At 66.4% G+C, this 25,869-nt stretch carries 23 protein-coding genes and 1 tRNA gene; 6 read left to right on the top strand and 18 right to left on the bottom strand.

The genetic code is table 11. The annotated features are described in order from the left end of the window. Positions 1-114: 114 nt before the first annotated feature. On the bottom strand, positions 115-1,209 hold the full coding sequence (locus tag DFR39_RS04420) for a serine hydrolase domain-containing protein (RefSeq protein WP_162849425.1): 1,095 nt from the start codon (positions 1,207-1,209) through the stop codon (positions 115-117). Between the two features lie 95 nt (positions 1,210-1,304). Beyond that, the gene (locus DFR39_RS04415) at positions 1,305-2,306 is read right to left on the bottom strand and encodes a dienelactone hydrolase family protein (RefSeq protein ID WP_133602298.1); all 1,002 of its coding nucleotides are present in this window, start codon (positions 2,304-2,306) and stop codon (positions 1,305-1,307) included. Between the two features lie 270 nt (positions 2,307-2,576). Between DFR39_RS04415 and DFR39_RS04410 the strand changes: the two genes are divergently transcribed. Then, positions 2,577-3,260 carry a tyrosine-type recombinase/integrase gene (locus tag DFR39_RS04410; RefSeq protein ID WP_133602297.1) on the top strand — a complete coding sequence of 228 codons (684 nt, stop codon included), beginning with the start codon at positions 2,577-2,579 and terminating at the stop codon, positions 3,258-3,260. Here DFR39_RS04410 and DFR39_RS04405 read toward each other — a convergent pair. The 6 genes from DFR39_RS04405 to rsmB all read right to left on the bottom strand — a co-directional run bounded on the left by DFR39_RS04405 (position 3,244) and on the right by rsmB (position 9,429). Continuing rightward, positions 3,244-3,993 carry an NYN domain-containing protein gene (locus DFR39_RS04405; protein ID WP_133602296.1) on the bottom strand — a complete coding sequence of 250 codons (750 nt, stop codon included), beginning with the start codon at positions 3,991-3,993 and terminating at the stop codon, positions 3,244-3,246. The genes DFR39_RS04410 and DFR39_RS04405 overlap by 17 nt on opposite strands. A 234-nt stretch (positions 3,994-4,227) precedes the next feature. Then, a tRNA-Phe gene (locus DFR39_RS04400) sits at positions 4,228-4,303 on the bottom strand. A 61-nt stretch (positions 4,304-4,364) separates the two neighbouring features. Next, positions 4,365-5,171: a response regulator gene (locus DFR39_RS04395; protein WP_133602295.1), complete on the bottom strand. Its 807-nt coding sequence runs from the start codon at positions 5,169-5,171 to the stop codon at positions 4,365-4,367. Positions 5,172-5,184: 13 nt separating this feature from the next. Beyond that, a complete protein-coding gene (locus DFR39_RS04390; protein ID WP_133602294.1) occupies positions 5,185-7,467 on the bottom strand; it encodes a sensor histidine kinase in 2,283 nt (760 codons plus the stop codon). Beyond that, positions 7,464-8,042, bottom strand: a complete 579-nt coding sequence (locus DFR39_RS04385; protein WP_246030666.1) for a DUF4390 domain-containing protein — start codon at positions 8,040-8,042, stop codon at positions 7,464-7,466. The genes DFR39_RS04390 and DFR39_RS04385 overlap by 4 nt, the downstream gene beginning before the upstream one ends. 4 nt (positions 8,043-8,046) lie before the next feature. Beyond that, complete coding sequence (gene rsmB, locus DFR39_RS04380) at positions 8,047-9,429, bottom strand: 16S rRNA (cytosine(967)-C(5))-methyltransferase RsmB (protein ID WP_133602292.1); 1,383 nt, start codon at positions 9,427-9,429, stop codon at positions 8,047-8,049. 75 nt (positions 9,430-9,504) lie between these two features. Here rsmB and folE point away from each other — a divergent pair, with 75 nt between their 5' ends. Next, positions 9,505-10,239 (top strand): GTP cyclohydrolase I, encoded by a 735-nt coding sequence (gene folE, locus DFR39_RS04375; protein ID WP_133602291.1) that lies wholly within the window; start codon positions 9,505-9,507, stop codon positions 10,237-10,239. 37 nt (positions 10,240-10,276) lie between these two features. Further along, positions 10,277-10,699, top strand: a complete 423-nt coding sequence (locus DFR39_RS04370; RefSeq protein WP_133602290.1) for a BLUF domain-containing protein — start codon at positions 10,277-10,279, stop codon at positions 10,697-10,699. Between the two features lie 105 nt (positions 10,700-10,804). Here the strand turns inward: DFR39_RS04370 and DFR39_RS04365 are convergent, their stop codons facing one another. The 9 genes from DFR39_RS04365 to DFR39_RS04325 all read right to left on the bottom strand — a co-directional run bounded on the left by DFR39_RS04365 (position 10,805) and on the right by DFR39_RS04325 (position 21,829). Continuing rightward, positions 10,805-12,088 (bottom strand): NAD(P)/FAD-dependent oxidoreductase, encoded by a 1,284-nt coding sequence (locus DFR39_RS04365; RefSeq protein ID WP_133602289.1) that lies wholly within the window; start codon positions 12,086-12,088, stop codon positions 10,805-10,807. A 17-nt stretch (positions 12,089-12,105) separates the two neighbouring features. Next, positions 12,106-12,426, bottom strand: a complete 321-nt coding sequence (locus tag DFR39_RS04360; protein WP_246030665.1) for a c-type cytochrome — start codon at positions 12,424-12,426, stop codon at positions 12,106-12,108. 105 nt (positions 12,427-12,531) lie between these two features. Continuing rightward, the gene (locus tag DFR39_RS04355) at positions 12,532-13,083 is read right to left on the bottom strand and encodes a LemA family protein (protein WP_133602288.1); all 552 of its coding nucleotides are present in this window, start codon (positions 13,081-13,083) and stop codon (positions 12,532-12,534) included. Then, a complete protein-coding gene (gene queC, locus DFR39_RS04350; protein ID WP_133602287.1) occupies positions 13,080-13,817 on the bottom strand; it encodes a 7-cyano-7-deazaguanine synthase QueC in 738 nt (245 codons plus the stop codon). The genes DFR39_RS04355 and queC overlap by 4 nt, the downstream gene beginning before the upstream one ends. Continuing rightward, positions 13,814-15,100: a glutamate-5-semialdehyde dehydrogenase gene (locus DFR39_RS04345; protein ID WP_133602286.1), complete on the bottom strand. Its 1,287-nt coding sequence runs from the start codon at positions 15,098-15,100 to the stop codon at positions 13,814-13,816. The genes queC and DFR39_RS04345 overlap by 4 nt, the downstream gene beginning before the upstream one ends. 26 nt (positions 15,101-15,126) lie before the next feature. Then, a complete protein-coding gene (locus DFR39_RS04340) occupies positions 15,127-16,215 on the bottom strand; it encodes an NAD(P)H-dependent flavin oxidoreductase (RefSeq protein ID WP_133602285.1) in 1,089 nt (362 codons plus the stop codon). 13 nt (positions 16,216-16,228) lie between these two features. Continuing rightward, positions 16,229-17,209: an AEC family transporter gene (locus DFR39_RS04335; protein ID WP_133602284.1), complete on the bottom strand. Its 981-nt coding sequence runs from the start codon at positions 17,207-17,209 to the stop codon at positions 16,229-16,231. A 64-nt stretch (positions 17,210-17,273) separates the two neighbouring features. Beyond that, complete coding sequence (locus DFR39_RS04330; RefSeq protein WP_133602283.1) at positions 17,274-19,121, bottom strand: ATP-binding protein; 1,848 nt, start codon at positions 19,119-19,121, stop codon at positions 17,274-17,276. Between the two features lie 77 nt (positions 19,122-19,198). Beyond that, positions 19,199-21,829, bottom strand: coding sequence for a DNA topoisomerase III (locus DFR39_RS04325; protein ID WP_133602282.1), 2,631 nt, complete (start codon positions 21,827-21,829; stop codon positions 19,199-19,201). Positions 21,830-21,950: 121 nt separating this feature from the next. Here DFR39_RS04325 and DFR39_RS04320 point away from each other — a divergent pair, with 121 nt between their 5' ends. The 3 genes from DFR39_RS04320 to DFR39_RS04310 are packed head-to-tail and all read left to right on the top strand — an operon-like array spanning position 21,951 to position 24,015. Beyond that, entirely contained in the window at positions 21,951-22,424 is a 474-nt protein-coding gene (locus DFR39_RS04320) for an SET domain-containing protein (RefSeq protein ID WP_133602281.1), read from the top strand. Between the two features lie 6 nt (positions 22,425-22,430). Beyond that, positions 22,431-23,306, top strand: a complete 876-nt coding sequence (locus tag DFR39_RS04315) for a biotin--[acetyl-CoA-carboxylase] ligase (RefSeq protein ID WP_133602280.1) — start codon at positions 22,431-22,433, stop codon at positions 23,304-23,306. Positions 23,307-23,310: 4 nt separating this feature from the next. Further along, on the top strand, positions 23,311-24,015 hold the full coding sequence (locus tag DFR39_RS04310) for a hypothetical protein (RefSeq protein WP_133602279.1): 705 nt from the start codon (positions 23,311-23,313) through the stop codon (positions 24,013-24,015). 13 nt (positions 24,016-24,028) lie between these two features. Here DFR39_RS04310 and DFR39_RS04305 read toward each other — a convergent pair whose 3' ends face one another. Beyond that, the gene (locus tag DFR39_RS04305) at positions 24,029-25,828 is read right to left on the bottom strand and encodes a S8 family peptidase (RefSeq protein ID WP_162849424.1); all 1,800 of its coding nucleotides are present in this window, start codon (positions 25,826-25,828) and stop codon (positions 24,029-24,031) included. Positions 25,829-25,869: the final 41 nt, after the last annotated feature.

The raw sequence follows: 25,869 nt of genomic DNA, 5'->3' as shown, positions 1-25,869 counted from the left end.
CACAAGAAACATCCATGCGCCAAGCATGGCGCGCAGGCTCGCATGGAGCAATCCCGCCTCGGTGGGAGAAGTGGGCGATAAGCATTTGATGCGACTCAAGCTGAATGAGCAGTGCTATCTGGTCCAGTCACGGAAAAGCTTGTAGACATCATCCATATAGTCTTCGCGGTAGCTGGTAAGAACAATAATCTTCTCGCTAACGGGATCAATCCCCACTCTCTGCCCACCGTAGCCAACCCACCAATAGCTTGCAACACCCCCGAAGTCGGCAATCCAAGTCTGATATCCGTAAGACTTAAAAGCGGCGCCAACTCGCTTAGATTTATTAGGGACTTGGGCACTTGTAGCTGCCTTCATGTAGCTGCCAATACATCCATCAGATTTTAGTTGTTTGATAGAAAAAACAGCAAGCCTTGCCCAGTCTCTGATGGTTGCACTAACGCCAGATGCCGACATTGGCTTCCCATCCTTGTCATAAAGCCAGAAACCCTGAGACTCAGTTTCTGCCGGTTTCCAAAAATACTTCTCAAAGGCATCAAAAAAACCACCAGCAGCATCGCCGACCAACGATAGGGTGAACGTATCGGTGGCTGTGTATCGAAGCTCTTTGCCAGATTCAATGGTTTTCGCTCCGAACCTCTTGACCACATCGAGGGTCGAATACTCCTTCTTGAGAATCCTCTGCGTTTGGTTATCCTCGTGCTCTCCAGCCATCTTTGCGTCTGCGACACCGCTACTCATAGAAAGAACATGCCTGAGTGGAGCATCACCTGAGGCCACTCCTGCCAGCTCAGGCAAGTACTTGCTTGCTGGGTCATCCAAGGACTTGATGCTCCCGTTACAAAGCATGTTTCCCAGTGTGTATGCAGCCAAGCTCTTGCTCATGCTCTGCGAATACATGGCCGACTTATCTGTCGCTGGCTCTTTGTATTTTTCAAAGACGATCTGCCCTTTTTCAACAAGCAAAATTGCCGTTGTTTTATTGGCATCGATAATCTGCTCGGCCCTGGCGGCAATGCGCCTATCACTCCAAGACAAGTCTTTGTGGGGAAGTGCCAGAGGAGTCTTGGACGCCTCGAAAATTCGGTTATTTTCGAGTTTTGCAAATCCTCCAGAATGTCTTCGAGGATTGACTTCAGCAACTTCAGAAGCCGACACAGTCGCTCCAAACAGCAAAGCAACTAGAAGAGACCAACGAGCTAGTTTCATACAGTGTCCTTGATGCTGAGCAATGAATGAGGCACGATCGGATTCGCGCATGGTAGATGGGACAGTCCTGTCAACTTCGTCCAGTCCAGCTGGAATCAGAGCTTAGATTCGATGAAATCAAGAACGATTTGCTGGGCTTTTTTTCTTGTGTCTGCATCAGCTCCGCGAGAAATATACCAAGCGCCCCTTCCAGGAAGCCGCTTGGAGCTTGATGAAAAGTCACCAAACATCATTCCGTGCCCTCCACCCTCGATGAGCTCCAAGCGAATATCTTGACCCTTGGCCTTGATTTCTTCGTACCAGCTCTTGGGCGATGGCATAGCTTCAGTTGGGTTTGACGCACGACTACAGGATTTCGCAAATCCATCAGGTGCAAATGGATAGTGGTCGTTGATGCCACAGGGCATTGCCCTCAGGTGCATCCAATCGTCTTGCCGCGTGCCGCCATAGTTATCTGACAGTCCATAGATCAGCAGCAATGGGACCTTGATTTCATCCGGGAATCCGATACCAGCTGACGGCCCACCTTCTGCAATGACTCCGCGAACATGGGTCGCATCAACTGAAGCAGCCATATTGATAGCTACGGACGCTCCGTTTGATAGGCCCTGGATGAAAATTCTGGTGGCATCAACTTTGTCGTTGTTTATGGCCCAACGGTACGCGCCCCACGTGGCTTTATAGATCATCCTTTGTCGAGCACCGTTAGTCATCACATACAAAATAAGCTCTGACCTTGATGCGATCCCATTCATCTCAAACGCGTCGAAAATCAAGGTTGCATAGCCTTGTTGATTCAACAGCTTCGCGAAGTCACGCTCATAACCAGACACCCCCCCACCGCCATGAGAAATTATCACCAGCGGATGTTTGTCACCACGCTTCTTCGCGAAAAGCGTCGGCATATCGAGCTGCACTGAGGCGTGGCAAGGGTTGAACTTTGCGAGCGGACCGATAACAGATTTGACAGGGCCACGCTCCACAATCTGTGTGTCTTCTGGATTGTGCGGGTGACAATCTATCTGTGCACCTGCGGCACCTGCGGCACCTGCAAGCGTCGCAAGGATCAGAGAACCAAATGACCTCTTCAAAGACATTCATTCACCTGCGATTCCATGCGCTATTCGCACTCACAAATGTATGAAGAGTCCGCAGCAAGAGCAATAGAAAGGCGGGCGGCCACAAGTTTGGAATGCAGCACCTTGCCGCCCCGCAAGGTGTGGGGATGACAAGAAGATTCCGGCAGATAAAGGCCCAGGAACACGCGACGTTGGGCGCTTCGAGCTGGCAGTGATGCCACCAAGGCCCGCCGCACCCAGACCGACAACCTGAAGGAGCTGGAGCGCCAGCGCGCCGTCTTCGGCCGCATGCAGATCGACGGCATCAAGCCGCACCACGTGCGCGGCTACATGGACAAGCGCGGCGAGCAGGCCAAGGCACGCGCCAACCGGGAGAAGGCCCTCTTGAGCCATGTGTTCAACAAGGCCCGGGAGTGGAGCTACACCGACGCCACCAACCCCTGCCAGGGCGTGAAGGGCTTCAAGGAAGCCGGGCGCGACCGCTATGTGAGCGACTACGAATTCCGGGCCGTGTGGGAGAAGGCCGACCAGACCCTGCGCGATGCGATGGACCTGGCCCTGTTGACCGGCCAGCGACCGGCCGATGTGCTGAAGATCAAGCGCGAGGACTTGCGCGACGGCGCGCTGTGGATCGTGCAGAACAAGACCAAGGCCAAGCGCGCCATCGAGATCACGGGCGAGCTAGCCGCGTTGATCGAGCGCATCGGTGCCAGGCCGCGCGAGCGCCTGAGCGCCTGGCTGATTCAGGACGATGACGGCAAGCCGCTGGGCACCTTCGGCCTGCGCTCACGCTTCGACAAAGCGAGGCGCGCGGCCGGCGTGGAGTTTCAGTTTCGAGACATCAGGGCGAAGGCTGCGACTGACACAGGCGACCTGGCGCACTCGCAGAAGCTGCTGGGTCACCGCAATCGTGAGATGACTGAGCAATATGTTCGAGCAAGGGTCGGCGAGCGAGTCAGTCCGCTCCGTTAGGCGTTAGTGCTGGTGCTGGTGCTGGTGCTGGTGCTGGTGCTGGTGCCGGTGCTGCCCCATCCGGTCTTGCTCGACGAGGGCACGTTGAGCGCAACCCGTCGATGTGTTCGTTAAGGCTTCCAGATACCGTTTGCCACATGGGATCGAGAACGAAATCGACACCTTCGCGCCGAGCCAACTTCGCCGCGGGGACAAAGTCCGCATCGCCAGCCACAAGTACGATCTGATCTACTTGGCGTTTCAAGGACAGTGACGCGATATCAATGCCGATACGCATGTCGACGCCCTTCTGCCTGGCATTGGGCACCACGTGCTCTTCACCAAGGTGCTCGAACTTCATTCGCCCCTTAAGCAGGTCGTCGATAACCGCGGGCTTGATCGTCCACGGCGTGTCGCTGGCAAGGTGGCCGAGTCGCAGTGCCACCTTGCGCTTCTCCCGCAAGAGTTGATGCAATTCCTTCCGAAACGTCGCCTCTTGGGACTTTGAAAAGTCGATGCTCTTCTTGGAGACCGGGTTGTGTAGCTTCTTCTCAAGCGGAGCACAGTCGTAGAAGAAGATCCGGTAGAGATCGCGTCGCCTACCGTTTGCCTGCCCACCAGGCTCGCGAAGATGAGCCACAGCCCACCTGAAAGCGCAATCTGCGGCCCTGTTGGCGTCGTAAGCGTTGTGAGGCTCAAGACTCCTAAATCGCTTAATGAAGTACGCCCCATCAATGAGGATGGCGGTAGGCATGGTCTCTCCAAATGCGGAACCACAAACAAAAACGCCCTAGGGTTCGGCGCGTCCTCGATGAAGTGGACGGCGTACTGCCTAGGGCGGGATGCTGCGGAGTTTAGCAATTGCTAAACATCCTTGAATGCTCCGGGAGAATTTTTTTTGTAGATGCGCGGTACTAGTTGTAGAAAAGCCCCGGACAGTAAAACTGTGCGAGGCTCTCTGTAAGTGCTTGTCAGCACTCATGAATTCTGGTGGCCAAGGGCGGAATCGAACCACCGACACGCGGATTTTCAATCCGCTGCTCTACCAACTGAGCTACTTGGCCTTTGTTCTTTTTGCTGATCAATCTGTCTTGATCAGCGAAGACCAAGACTATAACACAGCTTTCAGAGTCCGCCACCTCTTTTATTTCGAGAAAGATCCACACCCAGCTGTTTGAGCTTGCGGTAGAGGTGGGTGCGCTCCAGACCGGTCTTCTCAGCCACGCGGGTCATGGAGCCGCATTCCTTGGCGAGGTGGAACTCGAAATAGCTCTTCTCGAAGGCGTCGCGGGCCTCGCGCAGGGGGCGATCCAGCTCGAAAAGCTGCTCGGATGCCAAGCCGGAGGCCGGCAGGCTGCCGTTGAGCACATTGGAGCCGCCCATGGCTGCAGCCTGCATGCCGCCCCCGACCATGCCCAGGCTCGCTGCCCCATGCGCGCCCACGCCGACCGCGGCGCCGGCCATGGCCGACGAGGCCTCGACGCCGCGCCCGTAGCTCATGACAGCGGCGCCCACGGACAAGCCAGGTGCGGCGCCCAGGGCGCCCGCCGGCGCCACGGTTCTGGGCGCTGTCTTGACCAGGGCCTGCTCCACCGCACGCAGCAGCTTCTGCAAGGTGATGGGCTTCTCCAGGAAAGCGATGGCGCCGAATTTGGTGGCTTCAACCGCCGTGTCGATGGTGCCGTGACCGCTCATCATGATGACGGGCATGGTCAGCTGACCCGTGCTGCCCCACTCCTTGAGCAGGGTGACGCCGTCAACGTCGGGCATCCAGATATCGAGGAGCACCAGATCCGGCCGCATGCGCTCGCGCGAGGCGCGAGCCTGGGCGGCGTTCTCGGCCAGCTCGATGGTGTGACCTTCGTCGGTAAGGATCTCGGACAACAGGGCACGAATGCCCAGCTCGTCGTCAACTACAAGAATGGTTGCCATGTATGCCTGCTGTTCACGCGGCCCTGTGCGCGATGCCGGCGTCGGCCGGGCCCGGTGCAGTCGCGAATTTTGAAAATGATAACGAAACTTGAGCCCCCACCGGCGGCTGCGTCTCGTCCGCCTGTGGATAGGTGTTGGCCAGGCGGACCCTCGCGCCATGCTCGTCGGCGATCTTCTTCACCACGGCCAGGCCCAGTCCCGTGCCCTTGCTCTTGGTCGTGACATAGGGTTCAAAAGCCCTTTTCAGCACCTTGTCGGCGAAGCCCGGGCCATTGTCCAGGACTTGCAGTCGCAGCGAACGCAGCTCGCCAGCTTCATTGTTGGTCTTCTGGGTGCGCAAGATCACATGGCCATCGCGACGGTCCGCCACCGCATCCAGCGCGTTCTGGACCAGATTGTGTATGACCTGACGCAGCTGGGTGGCATCGCCCAGGATGGCCGGCGGCTCGCTGCACAAATCCGCCTGCAGGCGGCCGCTCTCCTGGGCCTCGGCGTAGAGCATCAGCACCTCGCTGGCCAGGGCGTTGAGGTCCAGGGGCTTGAGCTGGGCCGAGGGCAGGCGGGCGTAGTCGCGGAACTCGTTGACCAGCTGCTTCATGGCCTGCACCTGGTTGACGATGGTCGCGACCGAGCGCACCAGCATCGCCTGGTCATTGCCTTCGAGCTTGGCTTCCAGCTTGTGCTGCAGGCGTTCGGCCGAGAGCTGGATGGGCGTGAGCGGGTTCTTGATCTCGTGGGCCAGGCGGCGGGCCACCTCGCTCCAGGCCGCGGAGCGCTGGGCCGAGACCACCTCGGAGATATCGTCAAAGACCAGCAGGCGGCCGTGCGGCGGCAGCTGGGCGCCACGCACCAGCAGGGTCAGGGTGTCCTGACTCGGATCCGGCTGCAGCTCGAAAGCGTCTTGCCAGGTGCCGCGCTCGCCGGCCTCGGGGCTGTCGCCCAGCTGCTCGAAGCGATGCCAGACGCTCTGGGCAAAGCCCTGCAGCGGGGCCAGCTCCTCCAGGCGCCGACCCTGGTAGGCCGAGAGCGGCAGACGCAGGATGCGGGTGGCGCCGGGGTTGACGGTCTCGATCTGGCCCTGGGCGTCGAAGACGATCACGCCGGCGGTCAGATTGTCCAGGATGGTCTGCAGATTGCTGCGCGCCGCCTCCAGCTGCAGCACGCTGCGCTCGACCTGGGCGCGCGCCTCGGCGAGCTGGTCGGTCATGTCGGCGAAGCTGCGGGTCAGGCCGCCCAGCTCGTCGCGCGAGGTGAGCACGGGCTTGGCCGAGAGGTCGCCGGTAGCCACCTGGCGCATGCCATCGGCCAGCAGCAGCAGGGGGCGGGCCAGCTGATTGCCCAGGGTGATGGCCAGCAGCATGGCGGCGAACACGGCCAGGATCAGCACCAGGGTCAAGGTGCCCAGGTACATGCGGCGCAGGCCGTCGCGCTCCAGGGCACGCTGCTGGTACTCGCTGCTGGCCGTCTGCACCGCCAGGGCATTGCCCACCACCTGGGACGGCACGCGCTGCACCACCATCAGGTAGCGGTCGCTGCTTCCCAGGCTGAACTCGCTGCTGGGCAGGCGTGCCAGGGCGCGGATCCGGACCGGACTTTGCGAGGCCAAGGCCTGCACCTCATCCTCCAGCCCCTCCAGCTGACTGGCGCTACCGGCCGATCGAGCCTGCCGCAGCAGGGCGGGCGCCGGGCGGTCGGGCGTGAGCGTGCTGGCATCGCCCCCCACAGCCATCAGGATCTGGCCATTGCCGCCCACCAGGGCCACGATGCGCGCACCCAGCTGCTCGCGCAGGCGTTCCAGCCCCAAGAGCTGCACCGGCTGGCCGCTCGCCGCCGCCTCGGCCAAGCGCTCGGCCGCATCCAGGGTCTTGCCGGCCGTGTCGTTGACCAGACCGTCCAGGGTGCTGCGCCCCAGATTCAGGCCGGCCTCCAGGGCGCCGGCCAGGCGTACATCGAACCAGCTCTCGATGCTGCGATTCACGAACTGGTAGGACACCGTGTAGATCAGCAGACCGGGCACCAGGCCCACCAGGGCAAAAATGCCCGCCAGCTTGAGCAGCAGACGGCTGCCGAACTGAGCCCGGCGCACCCGCAGCAGCAGTCGCACCGAGGCCGTCCCAATCACCAGGATCAAAACCCCCGCGACCACCGCATTGAGCCAGAACAGCCAGACGTAGTGCCGCTCAAAGAAGCCGCGAGGAGTGGTCGCACCGATGGACAACAAGAAGGCCAGCACGCCGCAGGCCCCGGTCACCACCACCAGGGACAGCAGCCAGGCCCAGCGCGCCGCACGCGTCATGGCTTGCTCGGACTCAGCAACTCGGGCGAGAGGGTCAGGCTGCGTTCAACGCTCAAGGCCCAACCCTGGGGTGAACCCAGCCCGATCTGCATGGGCCGGGGCAGCTGGCTGGTGTCCAGCCGGTAGCTGAACTCCAGATAGTGGCGGGACTCTTCGTCCAGCTCCTTGAGATCCGCCAGCCGCCAGGCCGCCACGCCGCGCATCGAGGCCAGGGCCTCGGCCAGGCTGGTAAAGCTCTGATTCAGGCCCCCGGTGGAGACGCGGTACTGCCGGGTCAGCGGCTGCCACGCCAGGCGCCAGCTGCGCGAAACCTGGGCCACCCGGGCATCGCGCCAGTACCAGCGCGAGCGCAGCAGCGAGGCCTCGGCCACAAAGTAGATGGGCACGCCCTTCATCAGCGCGTCTTCCACCGCGCGGGGCAGCTCGAAGCGGGTGCTGAAGCTCAGCACCAGCGCCTCCTCCCGACGTTCCACGACCAGCTGGCTCAGCTCCACGCCATCGGCACGGGCCGCCCCTCCGGGCAGCAAGGCCAGGAGCAGCAGAAAAACAGCAAACAGGCGTGAAACCGGGAGCAAGGGCTTAGTTCTTCCGCAGCAAGGCGTAGAAGAAACCGTCGACCATCGCGGCCCCCTCGCCCTGTGGGAGTGCATTGTCAGCCAGGGTCAGCAGATGCCCCGTGACGCCTTGCACCATCTGCGAGCGCGCGTCGGCATGGCGTTGCAAAAATGCATCGACCTGCGCCTGCCCCTCGGTCTTGAAGATGGAGCAGGTGGCATAGACCAGACGCCCGCCCGGCTTGAGCAGGGCCCAGAGCGCGTCCAGCAGCTGGGCCTGGATCTGGGCCAGGGCGCCGATATCGCCCGGGCGGCGCAGCCAGCGCACATCGGGATGACGGCGCACGATGCCGGCCGCGCTGCAGGGCGCGTCCAGCAGGATGGCGTCGAAGGGCCGGCCGTCCCACCAGGCGGCGGTATCGCGGGCATCGGCCGCCTTGAGCGCGACCCGGCCCGGGGCCTGCAGCTGCAGGCGCTGGAGGTTGTCCTGCACCCGGGCCAGGCGGCCCGCGTCGGCGTCCAGGGCCAGCAGCTCCAGGTCGGGGCGCAATTCCAGCAGGTGCGCGGTCTTGCCCCCGGGGGCGGAGCAGGCATCCAGCACCCGGGCGCCGGGCGGCAGGACCTCCAGCGGGGGCAGGTCTTGCTGGGCCGGGCGCGGGTCCAGCAGCAGGGGGGCGGCCAGCTGGGCGGCGGCGTCCTGCACCGAGACGGCGCCCTGGGCAAAGCCGGGCAGCGCGCTCACGGGCTGGGGCTTGTCCAGCACCAGGGCCTGGGGCGCCAGCGCCCCCACGGGGCGGGCCGCCATGCCCAGGGCGGCCAGGCGCTCCTGGTAGGCCTGCACGCTGCCCTGGCGGCTGTTAACGCGCAGGGTCATGGGCGGGTGCTGATTGTTGGCGCGCAGCACGGCCTGCCACTGGGTGGGCCAGTCCTGGCGCACCCGCTCTATCCACCAGGGCGGGTGGTTGTAGGCGCCCTGGGGGTCGCGTTCGGCGGCGCGCACCGTGGCCTCGCGCTCGCGCAGGAAGCGGCGCAGCACCGCATTCACAAAGCCGGCGCTGGCCGGGGCGCGCTGGCGCGCGGCCTCCACGGCCTGGTCCACCACCGTGTGTTCGGCGTAGAGCGGCGCCTCGCCCGTGGGCCAGAGCAGGGCCAGGGCGCCCGTGAGCAGGCTGTCCACCCGCGGCGGCGGGTTCTTGGGCGCCAGCACCGCACGGGCGGCCTGGGCACTGCCCCACAGGCGCAGCACATGGAAACTCAGGGCCTGGGTGGCCGGGCGCAGCTCGGCCGGGCAGCGGGCCAGCACATCGGTGAGCGAGCGCCCGTCGCGCACGGCTTGCAGGGCATCGGCCAGCTGCAGCAGCAGGCGGCTCAGCGGCGGGGATGAGGGGGTGGGGGCGGAAGAAGACACGGCGCCAGTGTAGGCGCTGCATCCCGAGCAAGCCTGCGTCTCGCCAGGGATTGGCAAAGCAGACACAATGCCCCCATGGCATCCAAACCTCGCTTGGGCAGCACGCCCCCCTCAGTGACACCACCCGCCGACGACGCACCGGTGTCCGAGCGCATCCGGTATCGCCTGATCAGTGCCGGCTGTCGACATCACGCCAATGACAATATCGCCGCCTTCATCCAGGACGGTGAGTTGGAGCAGTTGCAGAACGAAGTCGCCGCCAAGATGCAGGAGGTGCTGCGCGCCCTGGTGATCGACACCGACAGCGACCACAACACCCAGGAAACCGCCAAGCGCGTGGCCAAGATGTACCTGCGCGAGATCTTCAAGGGCCGCTACAGCGAGGCCCCGGCGGTGACCGAGTTCCCCAATGCCGAGCGTCTGAACGAGCTGATGATCGTGGGCCCGATCACGGTGCGCAGCGCCTGCTCCCACCACCTCTGCCCCATCATGGGCAAGGTCTGGGTGGGCCTGCTGCCCAATGAGCACTCCAATCTGATCGGGCTGTCCAAATACGCCCGTCTGACCGAGTGGATCATGAACCGGCCCCAGATCCAGGAAGAAGCTGTGACCATGCTGGCCAACGAGCTGCAGGAGCGTGTGCAGCCGGACGGCTTGGCCATCGTGATGGAAGCCGATCACTTCTGCATGCACTGGCGCGGCGTGAAGGACATGGACTCCAAAATGACGAACAGCGTGATGCGTGGCGCCTTCCTCAAGGATCCGAACCTGCGTCGCGAATTCCTCTCCCTGCTGTCCAGGAAGAACTGAGCCCTGCGCTCCAGACCACCATCAAGAGGTCCGTCCCATGCTCGTCCGCCTGCTTTACGCCAGCCGCGCCACTCACGCCATGAGCGAGGCTGAGCTGCAAGCCATTCTGAAGTCGTCCCGGGAGCACAACCCCGCCACCGGCCTGACCGGCCTGCTCTGCTACAGCGACGGCATCTTCATCCAGGTGCTGGAAGGTGGCCGCGACGCGGTGAACGCACGCTACAAGGCCATCGTGGACGATCAGCGTCACCGCGACGTGATCATCCTGTCCTATGAAGAGATCGGCGAGCGCCACTTCGCCGGCTGGAGCATGGGCCAGGTCAATCTGCACCGCCTCAACCCGGCCCTGGTGCTCAAGTACTCGGCCACGACCAAGCTGGACCCCTACGCCATGTCCGGCCACGCCCTGATGGCGCTGTTCCAGGAACTGGTCAACACGGGCGCCATCGTCTGCTCATAGCCCACCCCCTACGCGCTGCGCGCGCCCCCTCAAGGGGGCAGCGCCGACTGCCCGGCAAAGCCGGTTCAGCGGCGCTCGCTTAGCCGGACCCGCGCTTGCGGGAGATCAGGCCAGGGCGTCGGACCAGATGGTGCGGGCCCAGTTCCAGGCGTAGGTGGCTTCCAGCTCATTGGGCGCGGCGGACACGCCACCCGAGCCGGCCACGGTCTTGAAGGTCTTCTCCGCCGCCACATACTCGTGCACGCTGGCCACGTGGATCACTTTCTTGCCCGTGTCCACATAGCTGTAGCAGGTGTTGGTGAGCATGGGCGCGGGGTTGATCTCCCAGCCATTGAGCTCGGCCACGATGGCGGCCGCCGCCACCTTGGCATGGCTGTTGGCCATATGGCCGCTCTTGGGCATCAGGGGGGCGATCTGGATGGCATCGCCCAGCACATGGATGTCCTTGGCCGCGGTGGACTCGAAGTTCAGATAGTTCACCCCCACCCAGCGGCCATTGCTATTGGCCAGGCCGGTCTGCACCGCGATGGCGCCGGCCCGCATGCTGGGCAGCACGTTCAGCACATCGGCCTTCACATCGTCCTGCACCTCGAACTTGACGGTGCTGGCCTTGGCGTCCACCGCCACCGCCTTGTGCTGCGGACGGTATTCGATGATGCCCTTGTACTGTTCGGCCCAGATCTTCTTGAACAGCGGACCCTTGGAGATGACGTCCTGGTTGGCATCCAGGATCAGGACCTTGGAGCGGGGCTTGGCCTGCTTGAAATAGCTGGCGATCACGCTGGCCCGCTCATAGGGGCCGGGCGGGCAGCGATAAGGCGCCTCGGGAATGGTGATGGCATAGACGCCGCCATCGGGCATGGCCTCGAGCTGGCGGCGCAGGGCCACGGTTTCGGGGCCGGCCTTCCAGGCCTGCAGGATCTGGCCGGCGGCGTGGGCTTCCTTGAGCCCGGCCACCGAGTCCCACATCAGGTCGATGCCGGGGCTGAGCACCAGCTTGTCGTAGGCGATGCTGGCGCCCGAGGCCAGGGTGGCCACGCGCTTGGCGGCATCGATGCCGGCCACATAGTCACGCACCACGGTCACGCCATGCTTGGCGCGCAGCGCGGTGTAGGGCACGGTCAGCTCCTGGATCTGGCGTGCGCCGCCCACTACCAGATTGGAGATGGGGCAGGACACAAAGGCCTCGTTAGGCTCGACCAGGACCACCTCGATCTTGTAGTCCGAGAACAGGCGGATGTACTTGGCGGCCGTCGCGCCACCGTAGCCCCCACCCACCACCAGCAAACGGGCCTTGGACGGCACCGAGGTGCTGGCGCAACCCACCAGACCCAGGGCGGCCAGGGCGGCGGCGCCCTGCAGGAGATTGCGTCGTTGCAGCTTGCTCATGTCGATCTCCCCGGGGTTCAGTGGCGCGGCAGGGCCGAGAAGTAGGCGGCCATCTGCTCGATCTGGGCATCGCTATAGCCCTTGGCCAGCTGGTGCATCACGGTGGCCTGGCGGGCACCGCTCTTGAAAGCCTTCATCTGCTCGGTGAAGTAGGTGGCGGGCATGCCAGCAAGACCTGGCACGGCCGAACCCTCAATGGCGCGGCCACCCGTGCCGTGGCAGTTGGCGCAGGTCGCCGCCAGGGCCTTGAGATGCAGAATCTTGCCGGCTTCCTGAGCCTGGACCGTACCGGCCCCCAGGGCCAGCAACGCGGCGCTAAACAGTGCTCGCAGCATCATGATGGAGTCTCCTCGCAGGGGGGAGTCGCAGTTTAGGCACAGGCTCGCGGAATTTCCAAGAACCAATCCCGATAAGCATATGCCCGCGCCGCGGGATGGGCCGCGTCAGAGCGAGCGCGCCTCGGCAAAGCCGTAAAGGCCGGCAAGGATGCGCGTGGGGAACTGCTGCAGCGCCTCGTTGTACTGCGAGACCGCCTGATTGAAGACCTGGCGTGCAAAGGCCCGCTGGCGCTCGATCAGCTTGAGCTCGTCCAGCAGGGCATTGAGCTCGGACATGCCGCTGAGCTCGCCATGGTGCTCGACCAGGGAGTTCAGCCGCGTCAGCGCCGCACCGTGAACCGCCGTGGCCACAGCCAACGCGGCCAGGGGATCGCCCGCGTAGGGCTTGGCGCGTGCGGCCTGGGCCGCGCTTGAGGCCTCGAGCTGGGCCGTCTCCAGCGCATCGAAGGTGGCCTGCTCATTGGCCAGCAGAGGGCGCAGCAGGGTCAGCAGCTTGCTGCAGGCCTCGGCCCGGGCCGTCAGGGCCTGGTCTAGCTGCCGGAACGCCTCGCCAATCGCATTGCGCAGGCGCATCAGGCGGTTGTAGGCCCCTATGCCCCAGAAGAACAGGATGGCTGCCAGCGCCCAGCCCAGCCAGCTCCAGCCGCCGCCGCTCATGCTGCGACGAATTCCTGGTAGCCGCGCGCCCGCAGCTCGCAGGCCGGGCAGTGGCCGCAGCCATAGCCCCAGTCGTGCCGCTGACCGCGCTCACCCAGATAGCAGGTGTGGGTGTGCTCGGCGATCAGGGCGTTCAGCGCCGGGCCGCCCAGGCGCTGCGTCAGCGCCCAGGTCTCGGCCTTGGTGATGAACATCAGCGGGGTCTCCAGCGTCATGGGCGTGTCCAGGCCCAGGCTCAGGGCCACTTGCAGGGCCTTGAGCGTGTTGTCGCGGCAGTCGGGGTAGCCGGAGAAATCGGTCTCGCACATGCCGCCCACCAGCACCGAGGCGCCGCGGCGGTAGGCCAGGGTGGCAGCGAAGGTCAGGAAGAGCAGATTGCGGCCGGGCACAAAGGTGTTGGGCAGGCCATTGGCCTGCAGCTCGATGGCGCGCTCGCTGGTGAGCGCCGTGTCCGAGATCTGGCCCAGCAGGCTCAGGTCCAGCACATGGTCTTCGCCCAGCTTGGCACCCCAGGCCGGGAACTGCGCGGCGATCTCGCGGCGCACGGTCTGGCGGCAGTCCAGCTCGATGCGGTGGCGCTGGCCGTAGTCGAAGCCCAGGGTTTCGACCTCGGCATAGCGGTCCAGGGCCCAGGCCAGGCAGGCGGTGGAGTCCTGGCCGCCCGAGAAGAGCACCAGGGCCTTGCGCTGGCGGTTGGCCTGCGGCGGCAGGGGGGCGGCGGCAGTCGTGCTCATTGGCGAATCTCCCCCTGGCCCAGCACCACCCATTTCATCGAGGTCAGGCCCTCCAGGCCCACGGGCCCGCGGGCGTGGAACTTGTCGGTGCTGATGCCGATCTCGGCGCCCAGGCCGTACTCGAAGCCATCGGCAAAACGGGTGCTGGCATTGACCATCACGCTGGCCGAGTCCACCTCGCGCAGAAAGCGCATGGCATTCGGATGATTCGTCGTCAGGATCGCATCGGTGTGGTGCGAGCCGTAGCGGTTGATATGGGCGATGGCCTCATCCAGGCTGTCCACCACCTTGATGCTGATGATGGGCGCCAGGTACTCGGTGGACCAGTCCTCTTCCGTGGCCGCCGCCAGCTTGGCGCCCGGCAAGGGGCCCAGCAGGGCCAGGGCACGCGGGCAGGCCCGCATCTCCACGCCCTTGAGCGCGAACAGGGCGCCAATCTCGGGCAGGAAGTCCGCCGCCCTCGCCGCATGCACCAGCAGGGATTCGGTGGCATTGCAGGGGCTGTACTTCTGGGTCTTGGCGTTGTCCACCACCTTGAGCGCCAGGGCCAGATCCACCTCGGCGTCCACATAGCTGTGGCAGTTGCCGTCCAGGTGCTTGATCACGGGCACGCGCGCCTCGCGGCTGATGCGCTCGATCAGACCCTTGCCGCCGCGCGGGATGATCACGTCCACGAATTCCGGCATGGCGATCAGCTGCCCCACCGCGGCACGGTCCGTGGTGTTGATGAGCTGCACCGCCGCGCGCGGCAGGCCGGCCTCCTCCAGCGCATCGCCCACCAGACGGGCCAGGGCCAGATTGGAGTGGATGGCTTCCGAGCCGCCGCGCAGGATGCAGGCATTGCCGCTCTTGATGGCCAGCGAGGCGGCCTCGATGGTCACATTGGGCCGGCTCTCGTAAATCATGCCGAACACCCCCAGGGGCACACGCATCTGCCCCACGCTGATGCCGGTGGGCCGGCGCTTCACGCCCGTGATCTCACCGATGGGATCGGGCATGGCCGCCAGCTGCTCGCAGCCCTCGGCCACCGTGGCGAGCACCTTGTCGCTGAGGCTCAGGCGGTCCAGCATGGGCGCGTCCAGACCGGCGGCACGCCCGGCCTGCAGATCCCGCTGGTTGGCGTCCTGCAGCTCAGGCCCCGCCTCGCGCAGGCGGCGTGCCAGGGCCAGCAAGGCCTGGTTCTTGGCCAGGGTGGGCGCGGCCGCCATGGCCGTGGCGGCCAAGCGGGCCTGCCGGCCCAGGGTCTGCATATAGGCGCTAAGTTCTTTGCTGTGCTCGCTCATGGTGGGGAGATTGTCGCCGAGGGCCGTCAAGCCAGGGTCTGCAGGCGCTGCAAGGCCTGGGCCGCCAGCTGCCGGGTCAGCTCGCCCGCGCCCAGGCCGCGCGGCGAGAGCGGTGCCGCCTGGCCGGCCCACAGCGGCATGAAATCGCCCGAGCCCCCAGGTTCGCTGGCTGCACGCAGCGGCGCCAGCGCCCCGCCGGCCAGGGGAAAGGCCGGCGCGAGCTCGGACAGCGGCCCCACTTCGCGCATCAAGCGGTTGACGATGCCGCGCGCCGGGCGGCCGGTGAAGAGATTGGTCAGGGCCGTGGTCTCGGCCGCATCGCTGTGCAGGGCCGCGCGATGCGGCGCGGGCAGGTGAGCCTCGGGCGTGTGGAGATAGGCTGTGCCGATCTGCACCCCGGCCGCGCCCAGGGCGAAGGCGGCGGCGATGCCGCGCGCGTCCGCGATGCCGCCGCTGGCGATCACGGGGATGTCCCCCGCCACATCCACCACCTGGGGCAGCAGGGCAAACAGCCCCGGCTGGCTGTAGACCTCGCTGTGCAGAAAGACGCCGCGGTGGCCGCCCGCCTCCGCCCCCTGAGCAATGATGGCATCCACCCCGCGCTCGCGCAGCCAGCGCGCCTCGGCCACCGTGGTGGCGCTGGCAATCACGCGCGCGCCGCTGGCCCGTACCCGCGCCAGCAGCTCGGGCGCCGGCAGGCCGAAGTGGAAGCTCACCACCGCGGGCCGGTACTGCTCCACCAGCTCGCAGGCTGCGGCATCAAAGGGATTGCGGCCCGTGGCGGGCAGGGGCATGGCGGGGTCCAGGCCCAGTTCCAGATAGTAGGGACGCAGGCGCTCGCGCCATGCCGCCTCGCGCGCCGCGTCGGGCGCGGGGTTCTGATGGCAGAAGAAGTTGAGGTTGATGGGCCGGGCGGTGGCGGCGCGGATCAGGTCCAGCTCGCGGCGCTGGGCCTGGGGCGTGAGCAGGGCGCAAGGCAGAGAGCCCAGGCCGCCGGCCTCGCTCACCGCGATCACCATCTCGTGAAGCGTCGGACCGGCCATGGGCGCCTGCACGATGGGCAGCTCGATGCCCAAGAGTTCCAGCAGGCGGGTATCGGGCCAGGTCTTGCTCATGGTCGGCGGGCTTTCAAGAAAACCGGGTCAGCAGGCTCAGCCATAGCGGCGCGCTGAGCACAAAGGCCAGGGTGGAGATCACGGTGGCGGCCGTCACCTCGGTCTCGTGGCAGCGATAGCGCTGCGCAAAGATCAGCGCATTCGAGCCCACGGGCAGGGCCGCAATCATCACGATCACCGACAGGGGCAGCCCGCTCAGGCCAAACACCCAGTGCGCCACCAGCAGCACCAGGGCCGGCAGGGCAAAGAGCTTGAGCAGGGCCAGGCCCAGGGCCCCGCGCCACTGGCGCGGCCAGCCGTAGTAAGCCAGGGACATGCCGATCAGGGTCAGGCACAGCGGCACCACGGCCGTGCCCAGCAGCTGCAGCACCTCGTCCAGCACCGCCGGCAGGGTGAGGCCCAGACCGTTGAACGCCAAACCCGCCACCACGGGCAGCACCACCGGATGGATCACGGTGTTGCGCACCGTGGCCTTGAGCGTCGCGGCCAGACTCTGCCCCGGCTGGGCGCGGGCCAGATCATGCTCCACCAGCACGGTCAGCAGGCTCAAAATCACCAGGGCATGCAGGCTGACCACGGTGATGTGCAGGGCCAGGCCCGCCTCGCCAAACACGCCGGCCGCCAAGGGCACGCCCACCTGCAAGGTATTGCCGAAACACACGGTGATGGCCTGCACGCTGGGCAGGGCCGGCGCCACCCGGCCGGCGCCGCGGCGGCGCTGCACGCCATAGACCAGCAGCAAGAGCAGGGCCAGGGGCAGGAAGAAGGCCCCCAGCATCAGCCAGGGCAGGCTGGCAAAGTCCACCCGCGCCGTGGTGCGGAACAGCAGGGCCGGCACAAAGATATAGAAGGCCGCGGCCGAGAGCACACGCGCCGGGTCACCGCCCTGCCCGCCCGCATCGCGCCCGCCCAGCCAGCGCATATGGCCGACGAACCAGCCTATGGCCACCGTGATGAAGATGGCCAGCAGCTTGTAGAACACCACCCAGGTCATGGCCGAAGTATCCCGCCGCCCTGCGGCCCGCGGGGCACGGCCGGCTCGGTATGCGCACGCCGCCTCAGGCCGACAGGGGCAGCTCCAGCTCGAAGCCGAACACGCTGCCCTGACCGGGCATGCTGCTGACCTGGATGCGACTGTCCATCAGCTGCATCAGCTGCTGGCTGATGGACAGGCCCAGACCCGTTCCGCCGTCACGGCGGCTGAGATCCGAGACCTGCTCGAAGGGCTGGAACAGCCGCTCCAGTTGGTCGGGCGCAATGCCGATGCCGCTGTCGGCCACTTCCACCCGCAGACGCACGCTGGCCGGGCCACGCTGGATCACGCGCGCCTCCAAGGAAACCCAGCCGCTGTCGGTGAACTTGATGGCATTGGACAGCAGGTTCAGCAAGACCTGGCGCAGGCGCTGACCGTCCACCCGGGCGCGCAGGGGCAGCGCGGGGTCCAGCTCCTGCTTGAAGAGCAGCCCCTTCTGCTCGGCGCGCAGGCGCATGGAGTCGCCCACCACCTCCAGCAGGGCGCGCAGGTCCACCACGGCCGGCATGAGCCTGAGCTTGCCGGCCTCGATGCTGGCCATGTCCAGCAGGTCAGTCACCAGGCTCAGCAAATGCTCACCGGACTCGCGCATCAGCTTGATCTTGGCCTGCTGGGCCGGGCCCAGGCTGGTGTCCATCTGCAGCAGCTGAGAGAAGCCCAGGATGGCGTTCAGGGGCGTGCGGAATTCATGGCTCATGGTGGCCAGAAAGCGGCTCTTGCTCTGGCTGGCACTCTCCGCTCGCAGGCGCGCCAGATTCAGCTCGGCGGTGCGCTCAGCCACTAGCTCCTCCAGATGATCGCGGTGGCGGGTCAGCTCCTGCTCGGCCAGGCGGCGCTGCGTGATGTCGCTGACCATGCCCTCGATGCGCGGACCGCCCTCGGCGGCGGCCACCACATGCACGCTCAGCTCCAGCCAGAGTTCGCGCCCGTCATGCGTGCCCACCAGCAAGGGCAGCTGCTGCAGCACACGGTGACGCAGCAGCGCCCGGGCAATGCGGCGGTACTCGGCCGCCTCCACGCGCACCAGGCGGCTCAGGCTGGGTCGCCCCTGCAGGGCCTGCTGGGGCTGGGGATAGCCCAGCATATGGGCCAGGGCGCGGTTGAGGTCCAGCAGGCGGCCACGCGCATCGGCCTGAAAGATGCCCTCGGTCGCGTTCTCGAACAGGCCACGGTAGCGCGCCTCCGAGAGCCGCAAACCCTCGGCCGAGCTCAGCAGCTGCTGGCTCATGGCATTGAGGCGGCGGGTCAGCTGCCCCACCTCGTCCTCCCGCACCACGGGCAGGGTGGCCCCCAGCTCTCCGCCGGCCACTCTCTGCGCCAACCCACCCAGTGCCGCCACGGGGCGAGCCACCAGCCGGGTCACCAACCAGTAGCTGCTGATGATCACGGCCGCCAGCAGGCTCACCACCATCAGCCGGGTCTGGGCCAGGGCTTTGTGCAGGGGCTCGCGGCTGAACAGCAAACGCGCCTGGCCCAGGGACTCGGCCCGCATCATGGGAGGACTCTGATGCGGGATGTCGACCAACAGCTCCAGGCTCTGCTGCGGGCTCAGATCAACATCGCGCTGTCGGCGTATCGGCTCACCCGCTACGCCTCGCACACGAATTTCGAGGGTGTGCAGCTCCGGCTCGGCCATGGCCGCATCCATCAGATGCCCCAGGGTGGCGTAGTCCAGATTCCACAGCGGGCCGGCTACGCTGCGCACCACCATCTGGGCGCTGCGCTCGGCGCGGGCCTGCAAGGCCGACTCCAGGCCGCGTGCCTCGCGCGCCATCCAGAACCACCCCACCAGCACCACCAGGGCCGAGGCGGCCAGGGCCATGCCGGCGATCAGGCGCGTCTGGATGCTCAGTGTGCGGGGCAGCAAGGCCATGGTCTCCGTCAGAGCCCGTCCGGCGGACGGGCTGCGTGGGGAGTGTCGCGCAAGATCTGCCCCTCCTGAGCGCGGTTTCAGGACTTGGCCGTCTTGCGGGCGGCCGCCCTCTTGGCCGGGGCCTTGGCCGCAGGCCGCCCGCCGGCGCGCGGCTCGAACTCGAAGATCACCTTGCCTTCCTTCTTGTCATAGGTCAGGAAGGCCTTGAACTTGCGGCGGGTCTTGTTGGAGACGAAGCCGTCCAGCAGATCGGTCTTGCCCAGGGTCAGCAGCTTCTCGACCTGGGCCGCCTCGATGGGCTGCTGCAGGATGATCTTGCCGCTCTTGAAGTCGCAGGTGATGTTGGCGCCGACCGCGTGCTCGCAGACATAGTTGCTGCCGTGCTCGAAGACTCGACCCTGGCACTTGGGGCAGGCGCCCAGCGAGGGCTGGCCGCCGAAGTCCACGGGCTCGCCGCTTTCCTCGGCCTTCTTGGCGTCCTCGCCGAAGTCGAACTCCAGCTTCCAGTTGTCGATCTCGGCGTCAAAGACCAAGGCCAGCTCGGCCGTGAAGGGCCAGCCTGCCTTGGAGCGGAAGCCTTCCAGCGGGCCGATCTTCTTGTCGGCCAGGAACTGTTCCACCTCGTGCAGTTCGAAGCTGCGACCGCCCGGGATCTTGCCGATGGAGAAGCCGCAGCCCTCGGAGGCCCCGTCCCTGCCGGTGCAGGTGAAGCGGCGGTAGTTTTCCTTGACCACGCCGCCGCACTTGGGGCAAGGCGCCTTCAGGGTGGCGTAGTCGCCGGGGATGGTGTCGCGGTCGTACTCCTTGGCCTTCTTCACCACCTTCTCGGTCATGGCGGCGATCTCGGCCATGAAGGCCTCGCGCTTGAGGCGGCCCTTCTCCATCTCGGAGAGCTGGTGCTCCCAGTTGCCGGTGAGCTCGGGCTTGGTCAGCTCGTCCACGCCCAGGCCGCGCAGCAGGGTCATGAGCTGGAAGGCCTTGGCGGTCGGGATGAGCTCGCGGCCCTCGCGCAGCATGTACTTCTCGGCCAGCAGGCCTTCGATGATGGCCGCGCGCGTGGCCGGCGTGCCCAGACCCTTCTCGGCCATGGCCTCGCGCAGCTCGTCGTCCTCCACCAGCTTGCCCGCGCCCTCCATGGCGGAGAGCAGGGTGGCTTCGGTGTAGCGGGCCGGCGGCTTGGTCTGCAAGGCCTTGAGATCGCTGCTCTCGGTGCGCACCACCTCGCCGGGCGCCACCGGCACCAGCATGGCACCGCTGGTGCCGGGCTCGGCGTTTTCGTCGGCGGCTTCCTTGCCGTAGACGGCCTGCCAGCCCGGCTTGACCAGCACCTTGCCATTGGTCTGGAAGGCGTAGTCCTTGCCCGCCGCCTTGACGGTGGAGATGCGGGTGGTGACCTGGAACTCGGCCGGCGGGAAGAACACCGCCAGGAAGCGCTTGACCACCATGTCGTAGAGCTTGGCCTCGGCCTCAGTCAGGCTCTTAGGCGCCTGCAGCGTGGGGATGATGGCGAAGTGGTCCGAGACCTTGCTGTTGTCGAAGACCTTTTTGGTGGGCTTGATATAGCCGTTCTTCAGCGCCGTGGCCGCATGCGTGGCCAGGGGCATCAGGGCGATGGGCAGCTCCTCGCTGGCCAGCATCTCGGCGGTCTGCTTGGCCACGCCCAGATAGTCCTCGGGCAGGTAGCGCGAGTCGGTACGCGGGTAGGTCAGCACCTTGTGCTTCTCGTACAGGGCCTGGGCCAGGGACAGCGTGGTCTTGGCCGAGAAGCCGAAGCGCGAGTTGGCCTCGCGTTGCAGGGTGGTCAGGTCATAGAGGCCGGGGCTGGCCTGGGTGCTGGGCTTGCTTTCCTCGGTGACGGTGGCGGGCTGGCCCTTGACGGCCTCGGCAATCGCCTGGGCCTCGGCCAGGGTCCAGAGGCGGTCGGCGCGCTTCTCGGGGTCCTGCTCGTCTTTCTTCCACTTCGGGTCGAACCACTTGCCCTCGTACTGGCCGGCCACAGCATCGAAGCTGCCGCGCACCTCCCAGTAGTCGCGGTAGACATGCTTGCGGATCTTCTCTTCGCGCTCCACCACGATGGAGAGCGTGGGCGTCTGCACCCGGCCCACGGTGGTGAGGAAGAAGCCGCCGTCGCGCGAGTTGAAGGCCGTCATGGCGCGGGTGCCGTTGATGCCCACCAGCCAGTCGGCCTCGGAGCGGCAGCGCGCGGCGTCGGCCAGGGGCAGCATCTGCTGGTCGCTGCGCAGCTTCTCGAAGCCCTCGCGGATGGCTTGCGGCGTCATGCTCTGCAGCCACAGCCGGCTGACCGGCTTGTTGACGGGCGTCTTGGCCGTGCCGGCGTACTGCACGATCAGGCGGAAGATCAGCTCACCCTCGCGGCCCGCGTCACAGGCGTTGATCAGGGACGTGACGTCCTTGCGCTTGATCAGCTTGACCAGGGCATTGAGCCGACCCTTGCTCTTGTCGATGGGGTTGAGATCGAAGTGCGGCGGAATCACGGGCAGGTGGGCAAAGCTCCACTTGCCGCGCTTGACGTCGAACTCCTCGGGCGCCTTGATCTCGACCAGATGGCCGACAGCGGAGGACACGACGTATTCATCGTTCTCGAAATACTCGTCGTGCTTCTCGAACTTGCCCGACTGCGGGGTGAGTGCGCGCACGATGTCCTGCGCCACGGATGGCTTCTCGGCAATGATCAGGGACTTGCTCATGGTCTCTATTTCTATCAGGTGCGCCAGCATGGCGACGCGACCTGCCTACAATCCGGCCTCGCGCGCACGTACGCACACACGTACGCGCGCACCCATGATTTCAATGTACCGAACTCGGACGATGACGCAAGCCGCCGCCAAGACGCCCACCCGACGCCTCCAGGTCAAGCGCTCCGGCGTCCATGGCCGGGGCGTCTACGCCGCCCGCCACATCGAGGCCGGCGAGGTCCTGATCGAGTACACGGGCGAGCGCATCAGCTGGGACGAGGCCCTGCGCCGCCATCCGCACGACCCCAAGCAGCCCCACCACACCTTCTACTTCCACATCGAGGGAGGCGAGGTCATCGACGCGCTGTACGGCGGCAACAGCTCGCGCTGGATCAACCACAGCTGCGATCCCAACTGCGAGGCCGAGGAAACCCCCGAGGGTCGGGTCTTCATCAAGGCCCTGCGCGACCTGCTGCCGGGGGAGGAGCTGTTCTACGACTACGGGCTGGTCATCGACGAGCGCTACACGCCCAAGCTCAAGAAGCAGTTCGCCTGTTATTGCGGCAGCGACAACTGCCGTGGCACCATGCTGGCGCCCAAGCGATAGGAAGACATGGCGGAACATCATCAGCAATGGGGCGCCGAAGCCCTCTGGCAAGACCTGGAACCCCTGCTGCCGGGTCTGAGCATCGAGGTCCTGGCCCGCACCGAATCCACCAACACCACCCTGCTGGAGCGGGTGCGCAGCGAGCATCACCAGCGCAGCAGCCTAGAGCGCAACCCCTATGGGCGTCGCGCCCACGATCTGCAGCCCTGCCTGCTGGTGGCCGAACACCAGACCCATGGCCGCGGCCGCATGGGACGCAGCTGGCATGCCACACCCGGCGCCTCCCTGACCTTCTCCCTGTCTCTGCCCCTGGCCCTTAGCGACTGGTCGGGCCTGTCCCTGGTCGTGGGCTGCGCCGTGGCCGATGCCCTGGAGCCCCTGCAGCCCGAGCAAGCGCCGCGCCTGCAGCTGAAGTGGCCCAATGATCTGTGGCTGGATGGCCGCAAGCTCGGCGGCGTGCTGATCGAGACCGTGCAGGCCGGCGGTCAGCGCGTGGCCGTGGTGGGCGTGGGCCTGAACATCCTCGCCGCCGAAGCCCGGGACGGCGAACTCCCCAGCTACAGCACGGGCTTTGCCAGCCTCAGCGAGCTTGATGCAGCCTGGACCGCCCCACTGGCCCTGGCGCGCATCGCCCGGCCCCTGATCGAGGCTTTGCTGGCCTTTCCGCAGCAGGGCTTTGCGGCCTGGCAGTCGATTTACGCCCGGCGCGACTGCCTGGTGGGGCGCGCCCTCACGGCCGGCACGCACAGCGGCGAGGCCCGTGGCGTGAACGCCCAGGGCGAGTTGCTGCTGCAGACCGCCGACGGTCTGCTGCCGGTGAGCAGCGGCGAGGTCAGCGTCCGCCTGACGGGCGACACCGGCCCGGCGGCAGGGGGTCGCTGAACCCATGCTGCTGCGCGCCCTCTTCCTGATTCTGCTGCTGGCCAATACCCTCTTCTATGGCTGGTCCCAGGGCTGGCTGGACGGCCTGCTGGCCCGCCAGCACCCCGATCGCGAACCCGAGCGCCTGCAGCTCGAAACTCATCCCGAGCGCCTGCGCCTGCTGAGCCCGCAGGCGGTCACGGCCCTGCAGACCCGGGCCTGCCTGGATCTGGGCCCCTTGAACGGTGACGAGGCCTTGCGCGCTGCCCAGACCGCCCTGGGCCAGCTAGGCGTGTCAGAGGCCGACTGGCGGCTGCAAAGCAGCGTCCAGCCCGGACTCTGGGCCGTGGCCACCATCAAGCTGGGCTCGGCGGACTTCCGAGCCCGCAAGGAAGAAACCTACAAGCGCATGAAGCTGGCCTACGAGCCCCTGCAAGGTCTGCCCGAGGAGCAGCCCAGCCTGGTGCTGAGCCAGCATGCCAGCGAAAAAGCTGCCGCGACCGCTCTGGCCGCCCTGGAACAGCGTGCCCTCAAGGGCCTGCGGGTGCTGCAACTGCGCCCCAGCCAGACGCGCCATCAGCTCAGCTTACCCAAGGCCGATGCGGCCCTGCAGGCCCAGCTCCAGGCCCTGCTGGCCGCCGGCCGCGAACCCGCGCTGGCGGGCGCCGCGCTCAAGCCCTGCGCGCCGGAGGCTGCGGCCAGCGCACCAGCCTCGGCCGCCTCGCGCTGACAGGCCGCGGCGCTCAGCCGGCGCCGTGCTCGCGGCGGCGCCCCAAGGCCGCTCCCGCGGCCAGCAGGGCGAACAACCATGCCAGGCTGCTGGCACCGCCGCCCCCACCGCCCCCCCCCGTCTCCGCTGCTGGCGCCGCCGCCGGCGCGGGAGCCGGCGATGGGGCTGGAGCTGGAGCTGGAGCTGGAGCTGGGGCGGGTGCCGGCGTGGCCGCCACCACAGCCGCCGCGGCGTCCAGCATGCCAGCGCCACAGGTGCTGCTGGTGCAATAGCACTCGTCCTGGGTGCCCGGTCCCGGCGCCTGACACTGGGGAATGCCGGCCGTGGCCCCGCTGCTCACGAAAGGCCGCGCACTGCTGCGCAGCAGGCTGCTCACCTGGCTGGGCGTCAGACCGGGCTGCTGGGCCAGCATCAGGGCCACGGTGCCGCTGACCAGGGGCGTGGCAAAGCTGGTGCCGAAGCTGCTGTTGTAGTAGGCCTCATTGGGCACCGGCCCCCGTGTGCCGCTGTTGCTGGTGCTCAGAATGGGATAGAGGCAGGGGCCGGTGGCGTTGCCATTGGCATCGATATTGACGCAATTGCCGCCGGGTGCCGCCAGCGTGACCTCGGGGCCCAGGCTGGAGAAACCCACCTTGGAGCCCAGATGCCGCAGGCCCGCCACCGTGACCACGCCGGGGCAGTTGCCCGGCACGCTCACGGCCTGGCCCACGCTATTGCCGGCCGCGGCCACCACCACCACATTGCGGGCCGCCAGGGCCGTGACCGCGTCGCGGTAGAAGGCACCGCTGCCCGTGCTGCAGTCGCCCGTGCCGCCCAGGCTGAGATTGAGCACGCGGGCCGGATTCGGGTTGCTGGGCAGGCCGCTCACGCTGAGCCCGCCGGCCCAGCGCATGCCGGCAATGATGTCGGAGTCGAAACCGCCGCATTTGCCCAGCACCCGCACTGGCAGGATCTTGCTGCCCCAGGCCACGCCGGCCATGCCCTGGCCGTTGTTGCTGGCCGCGGCAATCAGGCCGGCCACCCGGGTGCCATGCCAGCTGCTGTTGCGCACATCGCTGCTGTCGCAGGTGCTGCCCAGGGTGCCGGCATTGGCCTCGCTCAGGGTCACCCAGTCGCCGGGGTCGGAAGGGTCGGCATCGGCGCCGTTGCCGTCATTGCCTATGGCCAGGGCCGTGGCACTGTTGCTGGAATAGCCCACCAGGTCGTAGCCGGGCAGGACCTGGCCCGCCAGATCAGGGTGGTCGGAGCGGATGCCCGTGTCCAGCACGGCCACCACGATAGCGGCGCTGCCGGTCTGGCGGTCCCAGGCCCCGGCCGCGTTGATGCTGGACACCACCTCGGCCGTGGGCGGCTTCAGATACCACTGGCCCACGGCCGGGTTGTTGCTGGGCCCCACGGCATAGAAGGGGTCGTTGGGCACGGCCATGATGCGGCGGCGCTGGTCCACCACGGCCAGCTCGACCTCGCCATCGCGTGCCAGCTGGCGCACCAGGGCCTCGGAGCTCAGACCGCTGGCGGTGAACACATGGGTGCGCTCATCCAGGCTGAGCCGGGCGCGCAGCTCGCGCCCTGTGCGCAGGCCCAGGGCATAGGCGCGGTTCTGGACGATCTCACGGGCCTCATGCGGCCGGGTCTGGGCGCTCAGGGGCTTGGCATTGACGCTCTGCGCCAGGGGCTTGAAACGCACGATCACGCGCGCCTCCTCGCCATTCGCCGCAGACTGAGCCTGGACTGTCGTGCCGCACAGCAGACTCAGGGACAGGGACAGGGACAAGGACAAGGCCAGGCGGGTGGGGCTGGACGGGCACATCATGACAGGGCTCCTGCAGAACTGCGTGCCAGTGTAGGTCGACA

The organism is Roseateles asaccharophilus, assembly GCF_004362405.1.
Classification (GTDB): Bacteria; Pseudomonadota; Gammaproteobacteria; order Burkholderiales; family Burkholderiaceae_C; genus Kinneretia; species Kinneretia asaccharophila.
Note: the sequence above shows the minus strand (reverse complement) of the source record. Positions and strands in the feature narration are given on the sequence as shown.

Excerpts from the sequence above, each read along its gene's own strand:
- DFR39_RS04320 (WP_133602281.1), top strand. The coding sequence starts at position 21,951 with ATGACGCAAGCCGCCGCCAAGACGCCCACCCGACGCCTCCAGGTCAAG.
- DFR39_RS04330 (WP_133602283.1), bottom strand. The coding sequence starts at position 19,121 with ATGGCCTTGCTGCCCCGCACACTGAGCATCCAGACGCGCCTGATCGCC.
- DFR39_RS04410 (WP_133602297.1), top strand. The coding sequence starts at position 2,577 with ATGCAGATCGACGGCATCAAGCCGCACCACGTGCGCGGCTACATGGAC.
- DFR39_RS04325 (WP_133602282.1), bottom strand. The coding sequence starts at position 21,829 with ATGAGCAAGTCCCTGATCATTGCCGAGAAGCCATCCGTGGCGCAGGAC.
- DFR39_RS04345 (WP_133602286.1), bottom strand. The coding sequence starts at position 15,100 with ATGAGCGAGCACAGCAAAGAACTTAGCGCCTATATGCAGACCCTGGGC.
- DFR39_RS04405 (WP_133602296.1), bottom strand. The coding sequence starts at position 3,993 with ATGCCTACCGCCATCCTCATTGATGGGGCGTACTTCATTAAGCGATTT.
- DFR39_RS04360 (WP_246030665.1), bottom strand. The coding sequence starts at position 12,426 with ATGATGCTGCGAGCACTGTTTAGCGCCGCGTTGCTGGCCCTGGGGGCC.
- DFR39_RS04395 (WP_133602295.1), bottom strand. The coding sequence starts at position 5,171 with ATGGCAACCATTCTTGTAGTTGACGACGAGCTGGGCATTCGTGCCCTG.
- DFR39_RS04315 (WP_133602280.1), top strand. The coding sequence starts at position 22,431 with ATGGCGGAACATCATCAGCAATGGGGCGCCGAAGCCCTCTGGCAAGAC.
- DFR39_RS04340 (WP_133602285.1), bottom strand. The coding sequence starts at position 16,215 with ATGAGCAAGACCTGGCCCGATACCCGCCTGCTGGAACTCTTGGGCATC.
- DFR39_RS04335 (WP_133602284.1), bottom strand. The coding sequence starts at position 17,209 with ATGACCTGGGTGGTGTTCTACAAGCTGCTGGCCATCTTCATCACGGTG.
- folE (WP_133602291.1), top strand. The coding sequence starts at position 9,505 with ATGGCATCCAAACCTCGCTTGGGCAGCACGCCCCCCTCAGTGACACCA.
- DFR39_RS04355 (WP_133602288.1), bottom strand. The coding sequence starts at position 13,083 with ATGAGCGGCGGCGGCTGGAGCTGGCTGGGCTGGGCGCTGGCAGCCATC.
- queC (WP_133602287.1), bottom strand. The coding sequence starts at position 13,817 with ATGAGCACGACTGCCGCCGCCCCCCTGCCGCCGCAGGCCAACCGCCAG.
- DFR39_RS04390 (WP_133602294.1), bottom strand. The coding sequence starts at position 7,467 with ATGACGCGTGCGGCGCGCTGGGCCTGGCTGCTGTCCCTGGTGGTGGTG.
- DFR39_RS04310 (WP_133602279.1), top strand. The coding sequence starts at position 23,311 with ATGCTGCTGCGCGCCCTCTTCCTGATTCTGCTGCTGGCCAATACCCTC.
- DFR39_RS04420 (WP_162849425.1), bottom strand. The coding sequence starts at position 1,209 with ATGAAACTAGCTCGTTGGTCTCTTCTAGTTGCTTTGCTGTTTGGAGCG.
- DFR39_RS04365 (WP_133602289.1), bottom strand. The coding sequence starts at position 12,088 with ATGAGCAAGCTGCAACGACGCAATCTCCTGCAGGGCGCCGCCGCCCTG.
- DFR39_RS04370 (WP_133602290.1), top strand. The coding sequence starts at position 10,277 with ATGCTCGTCCGCCTGCTTTACGCCAGCCGCGCCACTCACGCCATGAGC.
- DFR39_RS04305 (WP_162849424.1), bottom strand. The coding sequence starts at position 25,828 with ATGATGTGCCCGTCCAGCCCCACCCGCCTGGCCTTGTCCTTGTCCCTG.
- DFR39_RS04415 (WP_133602298.1), bottom strand. The coding sequence starts at position 2,306 with ATGTCTTTGAAGAGGTCATTTGGTTCTCTGATCCTTGCGACGCTTGCA.